The organism is Novosphingobium sp. MBES04, assembly GCF_000813185.1.
GTDB lineage: Bacteria > Pseudomonadota > Alphaproteobacteria > Sphingomonadales > Sphingomonadaceae > Novosphingobium > Novosphingobium decolorationis.
Genome location: NZ_DF850488.1, coordinates 2327931 through 2337960, shown reverse-complemented (window position 1 = coordinate 2337960; position 10030 = coordinate 2327931). Strand labels below are relative to the sequence as shown.

The window sequence follows — 10030 nt, the reverse complement described above, 5'->3', positions numbered from 1 at the left end:
TCAAGACCGGCACTGGCGATTTATCTTGTAATTTTTGAATATGGCTCTATATTAAAGATTGCCTCACGTCGCTTGCGACGGAATTTGATTGCCGCACAGATTGCGGCACCGCCTTCCTTACACGCTTCATGGCTCCGCAGATTGGGATGTGCCCGCCTGCGGGCTTTTACCCGCATCTGAAGAGGCGGCCATGGCAAAGGAAGAACTGATTACACTGGAAGGTCAGATCGACGAGATCTATCCCGACGGGCGCTTTGGCGTGATGCTCGAGAACGACCACAGGATCATTGCCTATACTGCCGGAAAAATGCGGCGGTTTCGCATCAAGTCCGTCGTCGGAGATCACGTCCGCGTGGAAATGACGCCCTACGACCTGTCGAAGGGGCGCATTGTCTATCGCGAGAAGACGCCAGGGCAAGGCCCCGGTGGCCCTCGTGGACGGACCTTCCGACGCTGAAACAAGAAATGAGCGGCTTTAAGCCGGTTCGAGAACGACACGATGACACTCAAGACGGCCGGCACCACCGAGCGCCACCCCAAGCGCCCTCGCGCAAATCCGCGCAGCCGGCTGGCCCGTATTCCGGAAATGCGCTCGCTGCTGAGCGCACCCGACCTTCAGCGGCTCGTTGCCGCGATAGTCGATTGACTACTTTACGAACACCAGCGGGATGGCCCTCGGCCACGTCCGCCAACAGGATCAAGCCCATCGATCTCAACCACGAATACGCCGCGCACCAGCGCGCACTGCTGCAAGCAAGCAGGGCCCGGAATGACGGCGATCGCCGTACGCTCATGCTGAAAGCATCGACCATCGCGTGCGGCATCAGCGCATTCCAGCACAATCTTGGAGCAGCCGCAGCCTGTGCCTGGAGCCAGGCTTGCGTTACCCCGTCCTCCTCCTCCAGGTCGCGAGACGCCTCACGCGCCACGTGATCGAACCCCTTTTGCTCTCGTTGGATTTTCAAACGGGTATCGACGAATTGGTTACGGAACATGGGATGTCAAAATCACCGTTCCCGCAAGACGACGCATTCCTTTCAATTGACGACCAGACGCAACACCCGGCCGGCATGTCGCCGACGGGCAAACCCGTTTCTTGAAAGGAAACGACCATGACTATCGGAACCGTAAAATTCTTCAACGAAGACAAGGGCTATGGCTTCATCCAGCCTGACGACGGCTCAGCCGACAGCTTCGTGCACATCTCGGCTGTTCAGGCCGCCGGGTTTTCGACGCTCAACACGGACCAACGCGTGAACTACGTGGTGGAAGAGGGCCGCAACGGCAAGCAAAGTGCTGTGAACCTCAGCAGCGCCGACTGATTTATCCGCGCCCTCGGCCCGCGTTTGCGCGGCGTCGGGGGCGTCTGTTCACTGACCTGCAAGGACATGCCATGGCTCTGAACTATGCGTTTCTCATTGCCCGTGCCGACGAAGCCTCGCGGGACGCCCAGCTTGCCAAACTCGAGAACGTGCGTGAACGCGCCTTACGAGCGGAGGCGGCATGGCGAGAAATGGCCGCCAGCGCGCTCAAGCTGGAGCGAAACCGCAAGAAGACCCATCAGTCACTTTCCGAAAGCTGACTGGCTAGCCAGCTCCCGACCGGATCCTTGCCGATCGCCCGTCGCAAGGCCGCCGACCAGAATACGTCTGCCCAGATCGAAAGAGGAACCCATGGCTGAAGCGATGCTTACTTTTTGCGAAAGTTCAAATGGAGATACCTGGTCTCTTGGCAAGCGTGACGGCTGCGGTGCACTGCAGGTGCTTCATTGCGCCAATGCATCATCGGGCGGTGCGAAAAACTGGCTCGGGCTGGTCGAATTTCTGGCAACAAACCCGGGCTCGCCGGAACACTCGGCGCTGCTCGAACGGATCGGCGCCATCGTTTCCGATCGTATCGCGGACAAGCCCGGCGGGCCTGCGGAATTGCTCATGCATTTTCGGGATGCAACCGAAGCTGAAGCCATGACGGCACTGTCAGGATCGAAAGTCCGGCTTCCGCTCGGATCGACCAGCGATGCCCTGGAATTTTTCAATTGCATGGTCGATCTCCTGACTGGCCTGCAGCAAGTCGAAGACGAGGCCGATGCCCGGCGCATTCCTGCAGGATTTGGCAGCACGCATTGAAACTGCGTAGCTGGGGCGGCTCCGTCCCGGACCACCTGTGCCAGAACCGCAGTCAGCCTGCGCGCCGCCCACCCGTCACGGGGCGCGGCGATTGTGCAGCACAAAAGCCGTCACGTGGGCGCGCACCGCTTGCGCTCAACCCCGTGCTTGACTCCCCCATGGCCATCGGGCCTTGTCGGAACGGAAAAACGGGAAACGCACGACTTTCCCTTCGATAAGGTGCGCGGCAAGCTTCGAGCGGATGACCATCGCGCCCTCTCCACGGGTGCAGACCAGATGCGTACCGCCTTGCGGTAGCGGCTCGGTGCAACTGATCGACACCTCGTACTTTGCGCAGGCCGCGATCACGTCTTCTTCGGGCAGGGCCAGGTTCATGGCGCGGCTCATGACAGCAAATCGCCTTCGTCAAGCGCCAACGGCAAGGATTGGTCAATGGTCACGAAAAGAGCAGGGTGTAAAGGCATCAAGAGGCTCCACGTCAAAAGCGGGAGCACGACCTGTCTCTCAGTCAGGACTTGCTCGGATACCCTCGGCCTGATGCTGGGGGTATGAGCCGTTCTCCCGATCGTGACAAGCGCTTACTGCCGCCAGGCCTCCTCAAGTGCCATGCACAGCAATTCCGCCCAGTGCCGTTGTCCGGCCTTGTCCGCAACGTGATCCTGACGGATCTCGATTTCGGCATAATCCAGCGTACGACCGAAAGCATGGCGGGGAACGCTGTAGTCCGTCCGGTCCATGAGATAGGGCTGGTTGTCACCGACGCGCAGGCCTGGCTCGCGCGCGAATGCGCCCAATAACCGGCGCGAAAAGCTCTCGTTTCCGCCCGCGTGAAGGATACCGACATCCCAAGGCCGTTCGATCCCGCCGAGAACAGGCGTAAAGCTGTGGAGCGCGACCAGCACGACCCGCTTTCCGGGGCGCCAGCGCCTTGCGACCTCCTCGGCCAGTCTGGCGTGGTAGGGCTCGTGAATTTCGCCGATACGCAGCGTTCGCTCGCGCGAGGAAAGGCTTTGGTTGCCCGGCACTGGCGTCCCGTCGCTGGTTTGCGGAATGGCCTCATGCGACCAGGGATCGCGATTGCAGTCCACCACGAGGCGGGAATAGGCCTGCGACAGGAATACGGTGTCGAGGCGCCTGGAAATGGCACGGCCCAGTTCGGCAACGCCGATGTCGAGCGCGATATGACGGGACAACTCGTCCTTTCCAAGGCCCAGCCACCCGAGCCGGTCAGGTATCGCGGCTCCGGCATGATCCCCGGTCAGGATGAAAGGCGCAGTGCCGAGAGGATTGAAGCATTGAACGGGTTCGGGATCGCCGGGACCAAGCAAGGTCTCAAGGCGTGGTGCAGCCATCAGGACATGGCGCAGACATGCCGCACTTGATCATTCGTCATCTTACGGAATACTCCTACCGACAGCCTGTTGCTCTCGGTGAACATCGAATCATGATGCGCCCGCGCGAGAGCTTTGACCAGCGCCTTGTCAGTGCAAAGCTGGAGATAACGCCCCAGCCGGCGGAGCTGCGCTGGCTGCATGACGTGTTCGGCAATTCGGTGGCGATCGCATCCTTCGGTGCGCTGGCTAGAAACTTGCGGGTCGAGAGTACCGTGCATCTCGATCATGAGCCCATTGCCGGGGCCAGCGTTGACATCGAACCGTACGCCCGGCGCTTTCCCTTTACCTATTCCTCCGAGGACATGCCCGATCTCCTGCGCTCGATCGAACGCGCCTACCTCGATCCCGGGCGGATCATCGACGACTGGGCGCGCACTTTCGTCGGTTTGGACCGGTCCGCCGATACGCTGGGCATGCTGGTGAACATGACGCAGACAATCCGGCGCGATTTCACCTATATTCCTCGCCACGAGAAGGGTACGCAAAGCCCGATCGAAACGCTGCAAAGGCGGCAGGGAACCTGCCGGGACTTTGCGGTGTTGATGATCGAGGCGGTGCGTTCGGTCGGCTTCGCGGCCCGGTTCGTATCCGGATACGTCTATGATCCCGACTGCGGCACGGGCCGCGTGGGCGGGGGCAACACGCACGCTTGGGTTCGCATCTTCCTGCCGGGTTCCGGCTGGGTCGAATTCGACCCGACCAACGGCATCGTCGGGAACAGCGGTCTGATCCGCGTGGCGATCGCGCGCGATCCCTACCAGGCCGTCCCGCTGTCAGGCCTGTGGACCGGCTATCCCGGCAGCAACCTTGGCATGTCGGTAGAGGTCGACATCCGGTTGAGCGGCGCAGCCCCGCCCCCGCACGGCGCCACCAATACCCGCTTCGGGTGAAAGCAAGGAATCCACGATGTTCATTCGAGCCGGCTACGAAATTCACTTCGAAGCGCAGATACCGACCGCCATGCTGGCCCTGCTGAGCGTGCACCCCTCTCGCAACAAGCACCTCACTACCCCGCAGCGCATCCGCACCTGGCCCGAGGTGCCGATCTACGACTATGGGGATGGCTATGGGAACATCTGTTCGCGCTTCACGGCGCCTGCAGGAGGCGTGGCGATGTCCTGCGATTTCGTCATCGAGGACGATGGCCAGCCCGACGTTCGCGCGCCCGACGGCCCGCAGGCCGGCGTCGAAACCTATCCGGACGAAGCGCTGATCTATCTTCTGGGCAGCCGGTACTGCGAAACCGACCTGCTGATGGATGTGGCCTGGAGCAATTTCGGTCACCTGGTGTCAGCCCGAGACCGGGTTGAGGCCATCGTCGCTTTCGTGCACGGCCACCTGTGCTTCGGCTACGAGCATGCCAGATCGAACAAGACGGCATGGCACGGTTACCAGGAGCGCGAGGGAGTGTGTCGGGACTTTGCCCACCTGGCCATAGCCTTGTGTCGCTGCCTCAACATCCCGGCCCGCTATTGCACAGGCTATCTCGGCGACATCCGCGTGCCGGCGGACGACGCACCGATGGACTTCAGTGCATGGTTCGACGTGTTCATCCAGGGCGCCTGGTACACCTATGACGCCCGCCATGCTGTCCCTCGCGTTGGCCGGATTCTGATGGCAAGGGGCCGCGATGCAACCGACGTGGCGCTTACCACGAGCTTTGGCGACGCGGTTCTAAAGTCGTTCTTCGTCCGGGCGGAAGAGGTTTCGTCGGCGACCCTGCCCTGACGAGCTGGCCCGGGCATCGCCCGGGCCGATCAGAACAGCAAAGAGGCGACTAGAAACGAAGCCGCAGCCGGTATCGCCATAGTCAACACGCGCGCGGCGGCCAGGAACAGTACCATCGACGTATCCGAATTCCAGCGGGTTACACCCGTAGTATAGTCGCCCAGGATGAGTAGGCCACTGGCCAGGAAGACGTACGAAACGAAACTGCCAAAACTCGCTTGGTATACCCCAAGCACAAAAGGAAGGGGCCCTGTCGCAAAGGTCGTGATGGCAAAGGCGGCCACCAAAGCCATCCTAGCCACAGCGTTCGGCCAAGCGCGCGCGTGCCAACTTCCTTGCATGCTCACATGAATCACAAGGCCGCTGCGGCATGACTTCTCCGATCCCGTTTCCAGGCAAGGAGCACGCCGGATTCTGCCAAGCCGGCCACTGACATCAGCATCTGTTGCTCAGGTCCGCGATCACCTGCTCCAATCCCTTGTGCGAATGGGTCGCCAGATCGAGCGGGCGGCCGGCCAGAGCGATGCATTCGCCATTGAGATAGGCGATGGCTTCATCCTTCGTCGCGAAACTTTCAAGCGCCATCCGGGTAATGAGCCCTTGCCGCTTGGCCGCCTCTGGCGGAATCTTGAATCGGATGTCCCGGCGCGACCACGCACCTCGGACTACAGGTTTTTCCGTGGCTTCTTCGGTCATTTGCTACCCTTGTCAGAAATTGTAGCCGCCTTGAGACGCCAGCCTGTGCAGGCAATGGCTCACCTGGAGTTGCCCCAAGGCAGAGGCCTGGACCTGGTCCATCAGCGTGCCGTGGCCATCTGTTGAAGGCTGGCTCAGGAAGGCATCGGCCGCCTTGGGCCCGCCCAGCAGATTATGGGCCAGCCTCCAGATGTCTTCGCGCCTACGGTAGACCGCAGAGTTGCGCGGTGGCCCCGACCACAGGCGCCCGTTCGCGCCAGGCGTGGGATGCCGGATCGATGGCACCCTGCAAGGCGCAAGCTGGATCATTATCGCGTCCAGCTCGGATAGGGCAATGCACCTCGATCCGGGCGCAATCTCGCGATACGTCGCTCATAATGCCGAACCAGATCGAAACGAGACCCAAGGCTCGCGCCTCGAGCCAAATTCTCGGACAAGGCCAACCGACGGTGGAAAAGAAGTTGCTCAAGATCCATGCGCATGCTCCATCCTGCGGGAGCGCGCTTGGTCTCTCAGTCACCGAATTGCGAAACACCTTCGGCAATGTCATCGGTATACGCCACTTCAACAGGTAACGCCACCTTCTTGTAGGTGGGCTTTCAGTCCGGCGTAAAAAATATTTCCGTAAAATAATGACAATTGTTCGAATTGGATTGTGAAGATGCGCCGCGCTGGCCATGCCCCGCTGTGGCAGCATGACCATGAACATGCTGTTGGCTCAAGGCGAGCACCCGATCGGTTCACGCGCGAATTTCAACTTCCTTATGAAAATCGCCCAACTCCTGTAGGCTTCGATTTTGCCAGATTCTTCTGATTCACACAGGAAGTTTTTCCGGGAAAAGGTTACTGTCACGGCCAAGCGCTATTCGACTTTTAGAAGCTGGGAGGGGATCGACTATTTGACTTACAGAATTTGACGACTAGCGCGTTTGGGGGATGAACGAACGACCAGTTTCGGGAGACTACTTACGGGACGTTCGCCTCATGATGGCGTCCGGTTGCGACGTACTATGGCATTGAAGCCGACTGTCGGGATTGTCCCAAAGGCTGGCATTGGGAGTGCCATCTCAATGCCCATTCTCAGAGCGTCGAGCCTCGTCGATCAGGTCCTTCAAGCTGGCATACGGCACAAGCGTCATGGTCCCGACCTTGACGACTTCGATGCGGCCTGACGTGACCCCGAGTTTGCCTCCAGCGGGGATTAAAGTCGGGCGACTTTGTTGCGCATAGGCGCGGTGGAAGCAATGGCCTGCGCAGCGGAGCCCGTAGGGCGTAGCGAAGCAGGCCATTGCGTGTGCAATTTGGCGGCGAAGTCCGCCGGGGTTTGATAGCCGAGCGCCGAATGCGGCCGGTGCTGGTTGTAGTCCTCCACCCACGCGGCGATTTGCCTGCGGGCGTGATCCAGGCTGAGGAACAGGGTCTCGTTGAGCAGTTCGTCGCGCATGCGTCCGTTGAAGCTCTCGACGAAACCGTTCTGCATAGGCCTGCCCGGTGCGATGTAGTGCCATTCCACATTAGCCTGACCGCACCAGGACAGGACGGCGTTGCTGGTGAGTTCGGTGCCGTTGTCGCTGACGATCAGCCCCGGTTTTCCGCGCCTCTCGATCAGGAGTGCCAGTTCGCGCACGACACGGCGCCCACAGATCGACGTTTCGGGTATCGCGGCCAGGCACTCGCGCGTCACGTCATCGACGATGTTGAGCACACGAAAACGTCGCCCGGACACCATCTGGTCGTGGACGAAATCGAGGCTCCAGCGCTGGTTGGGCAAGGCCAATACCGGGGCCGGAGCCCGTGTGCCCACGGCGCGTCTGCGGCTACGTCGCCTGCGAACAGCCAAGCCTTCCTCGCGATAAAGTCGCTGCGTCTTCTTGCGGTTGATCAGCACGCCTTCACGCCGCAGCAGGATGTGAAGGCGCCGATAGCCGAACCGGCGACGCTGGTTCGCCAGTTCGCGCAAACGCTCCCGCAGAGCGCCGCCTGGAACGGTAACGCACGCTCTTGCGATCGGCATCAAGGACACGGTACGCCCGCCGCTCGCTCATCCGATGGTGTTCCATCAAATGCGCGACGGCTTCCCGTCTTGCTGCAGCGGACGTTACCAGTTTTTTGACAGCAGATCCTTCAGCGCGGCGTTATCCAGCATGCTGTCGGCAAGGAGCCGTTTGAGCTTCGCATTCTCGTCTTCGAGGACCTTCAGGCGCTTGGCTTCCGAAACCTCGAGCCCTCCGTACTTCGCCTTCCAGTTGTAGATCGTACCCTCCGAGATGCCGTGCCGACGCGCCAGGTCGGCTGTCTTGGCTCCAGCCTCCGCCTCCTTCAGCACCCCGATGATCTGCTCTTCCGTAAAACGTGCTCTCTTCATCTCGTCCGTCCTTCTCTCAGGCCAGACTCTAATCGCTCGTGGACGAAATCTAAGGGGTCACGTCAGGCCCTCTGCAATCAGTTCGTAGAGCTTTGAACGACCGATGCCGGTCAGTCGGCAGGCTTCCGGAATGCGAACAGAAATCGGCTCGATCGGCATGCTGGTTTCCTGGATCATAGATCAAACTCCTGTTGGTCCGCGCGCCCGGATGGGCTGGTCATTTGCTGTCCGCTTGCCTCGTCACGATGCACGGCTTTGCTCACCGATTGGTCGGGCGTTTTGGAACCGACGTGTGCTCGCGCCTCGGCATGAGAATGGCCTTGCGACGCAGCCGACAGATGGGCGTCTAAAAGGATATTGATGATCCGATCGAGCTTGGCCTCAATCTGCAAGGCTTGGTTGTCGTGGCGATCGCACACGCCCTTAGCCTGAGTTTGAGTGTCCTGTGCGAACCAGGCCGCCAATGCCTTAGTCAGGATGAGGGTTTTCGAGTTTCCGGGCTCGGCAGCCGCCTTCGCAAGGCTCGCGGAAAGGCCTTCGGGCAAGTAGAATTGATGGCGGGTTTTGGCTGTCGGCATGCACGCGAGATTGCACGATGGCGCGCCTGTTCGGCAGGGCCTGTCCGGTGCCGATCGGTACCTTTGTCGAACCGCAATTCCTGAGCCAGGCACGCTTGCCATATACCGGCCCCAAACGCACCAGTGACGCGCACTTTTGCATGGCGTGTTTGCGTGCCTGTTTGAACGCAATCCCGGCTGCCCCGCAGGCCGCGTCCGTCGATGACTGCCCCGTCCAGAGTAAGAGCGCGACTGGTGAACAAAATGCCGTCGCGCCGCCTCGTTCTTTCGGGACGCTACTGCCCGCGCTTTGCCAGCGCGGATCTACGGGATCTCCCGTCGCAAAGGCACGTCGCAGAAACGGATCAGCCTCCAGGCGCGGGCGCTGCTGCATATCCAGTACCAGCCCGTATTGCAGCCGACCGAATGGGCCATGTGAACCGGCTTCACGCCATGTCTCGCAGGTGTCTCGCCAAAACAGTCACTGTCTCTCTAAAAAACGATGTGCAGACAGACGCTTACGGGTGGCACGAGACACCCTTTTCTCTTGCCCTCGCCACCATTTCCTTCCCTCATGCTTTCTCCCGCCTTGCCTCCAATTGCCTCCCCCTCCCAAACCCTCCTCCTTTCATATGTTCGCTACATGTTCCATTCTTGTGGTCGAACGTGAGTCGCATGGAGGTATGACAGCATGGGTGTTCACATTGAGGTTGGAGGCCGATCGAACCTGCTGCTGACAGGTGATATCGAGACGCGTCTCGATGTCCCTGCGCGCGGGATTGCTGAGGGGTTTTCGCTGGCGTTTTCGGATGGAACCTTGATCCGTGGGACGTTCCTGGACGGTGCTTTCACCTGCCGTTTTGCCCTCGCGGTCGAGGGCGCGGCGCAGGTTCGCATCACGCGTCACGAAGACGGTGACCGGGTCGATCTGAACTGGAATTTCGAGTGGATCACGCTCGCTTGCGGCCAGGAAACCCTGCAGCCGGAAGCGGGTGATGCCGAGGAAGATGTGCTGCAACTGACGCTCGACATCGTGGTCGAGGAGCGCGTCTGAAAGGTAATGGAAACCAGCCGCTCAGCTGGCTTCGCGGGCGGTCTCTTCGAGCTGGGCGATGCGTTCGGAGCACACGGTCTGGACGACGCGGCCAAGCTCCTCGACCTGCT

16 protein-coding genes and 1 pseudogene are annotated in these 10030 nt (G+C 60.5%); 9 read left to right on the top strand and 8 right to left on the bottom strand.

The features are described 5' to 3' along the window. From MBENS4_RS26215 to MBENS4_RS10385, 6 genes are all read left to right on the top strand, one after another. On the top strand, positions 1-180 hold a 180-nt coding region (locus tag MBENS4_RS26215; RefSeq protein ID WP_206778141.1), incomplete at its 5' end, for a hypothetical protein. 10 nt (positions 181-190) lie between these two features. Continuing rightward, the gene (gene infA / locus MBENS4_RS10405; protein WP_039390590.1) at positions 191-457 is read left to right on the top strand and encodes a translation initiation factor IF-1; all 267 of its coding nucleotides are present in this window, start codon (positions 191-193) and stop codon (positions 455-457) included. Between the two features lie 42 nt (positions 458-499). Next, entirely contained in the window at positions 500-646 is a 147-nt protein-coding gene (locus tag MBENS4_RS25800; protein ID WP_159108045.1) for a hypothetical protein, read from the top strand. A gap of 466 nt (positions 647-1112) precedes the next feature. After that, positions 1113-1322 (top strand): cold-shock protein, encoded by a 210-nt coding sequence (locus tag MBENS4_RS10395; RefSeq protein ID WP_039390587.1) that lies wholly within the window; start codon positions 1113-1115, stop codon positions 1320-1322. Between the two features lie 71 nt (positions 1323-1393). Further along, positions 1394-1582, top strand: coding sequence for a hypothetical protein (locus MBENS4_RS10390; RefSeq protein WP_039390585.1), 189 nt, complete (start codon positions 1394-1396; stop codon positions 1580-1582). Positions 1583-1673: 91 nt separating this feature from the next. Beyond that, positions 1674-2126 (top strand): hypothetical protein, encoded by a 453-nt coding sequence (locus tag MBENS4_RS10385; protein WP_039390584.1) that lies wholly within the window; start codon positions 1674-1676, stop codon positions 2124-2126. Positions 2127-2261: 135 nt separating this feature from the next. On the opposite strand, the gene MBENS4_RS10380 is transcribed toward MBENS4_RS10385, so the two are convergent. Beyond that, positions 2262-2513 carry a hypothetical protein gene (locus tag MBENS4_RS10380; protein ID WP_039390582.1) on the bottom strand — a complete coding sequence of 84 codons (252 nt, stop codon included), beginning with the start codon at positions 2511-2513 and terminating at the stop codon, positions 2262-2264. Between the two features lie 191 nt (positions 2514-2704). After that, the gene (locus tag MBENS4_RS10375) at positions 2705-3478 is read right to left on the bottom strand and encodes an N-formylglutamate amidohydrolase (protein ID WP_039390580.1); all 774 of its coding nucleotides are present in this window, start codon (positions 3476-3478) and stop codon (positions 2705-2707) included. A 17-nt stretch (positions 3479-3495) separates the two neighbouring features. On the opposite strand from MBENS4_RS10375, the gene MBENS4_RS10370 reads away from it, so the two are divergent. Beyond that, entirely contained in the window at positions 3496-4410 is a 915-nt protein-coding gene (locus MBENS4_RS10370; RefSeq protein WP_039390578.1) for a transglutaminase family protein, read from the top strand. Positions 4411-4426: 16 nt separating this feature from the next. Continuing rightward, a complete protein-coding gene (locus tag MBENS4_RS10365) occupies positions 4427-5248 on the top strand; it encodes a transglutaminase-like domain-containing protein (RefSeq protein ID WP_039390576.1) in 822 nt (273 codons plus the stop codon). Between the two features lie 29 nt (positions 5249-5277). On the opposite strand, the gene MBENS4_RS10360 is transcribed toward MBENS4_RS10365, so the two are convergent. From MBENS4_RS10360 to MBENS4_RS24075, 6 genes and pseudogenes are all read right to left on the bottom strand, one after another. After that, positions 5278-5532 carry a hypothetical protein gene (locus MBENS4_RS10360; protein WP_144400890.1) on the bottom strand — a complete coding sequence of 85 codons (255 nt, stop codon included), beginning with the start codon at positions 5530-5532 and terminating at the stop codon, positions 5278-5280. Between the two features lie 151 nt (positions 5533-5683). Then, positions 5684-5944 (bottom strand): hypothetical protein, encoded by a 261-nt coding sequence (locus tag MBENS4_RS25355; RefSeq protein WP_039390573.1) that lies wholly within the window; start codon positions 5942-5944, stop codon positions 5684-5686. Positions 5945-5956: 12 nt separating this feature from the next. Then, on the bottom strand, positions 5957-6253 hold the full coding sequence (locus MBENS4_RS10350) for a hypothetical protein (RefSeq protein WP_039390572.1): 297 nt from the start codon (positions 6251-6253) through the stop codon (positions 5957-5959). Positions 6254-7145: 892 nt separating this feature from the next. Next, a pseudogene (locus MBENS4_RS10345) lies at positions 7146-8309 on the bottom strand (IS3 family transposase). 57 nt (positions 8310-8366) lie between these two features. After that, on the bottom strand, positions 8367-8486 hold the full coding sequence (locus MBENS4_RS25350) for a helix-turn-helix transcriptional regulator (protein WP_144400889.1): 120 nt from the start codon (positions 8484-8486) through the stop codon (positions 8367-8369). Then, positions 8483-8887, bottom strand: a complete 405-nt coding sequence (locus MBENS4_RS24075; protein ID WP_052322185.1) for a hypothetical protein — start codon at positions 8885-8887, stop codon at positions 8483-8485. The genes MBENS4_RS25350 and MBENS4_RS24075 overlap by 4 nt, the downstream gene beginning before the upstream one ends. Positions 8888-9557: 670 nt before the next feature. Between MBENS4_RS24075 and MBENS4_RS10330 the strand changes: the two genes are divergently transcribed. Then, the gene (locus MBENS4_RS10330; protein WP_039390568.1) at positions 9558-9920 is read left to right on the top strand and encodes a hypothetical protein; all 363 of its coding nucleotides are present in this window, start codon (positions 9558-9560) and stop codon (positions 9918-9920) included. The last annotated feature ends 110 nt before the right edge of the window (positions 9921-10030 follow it).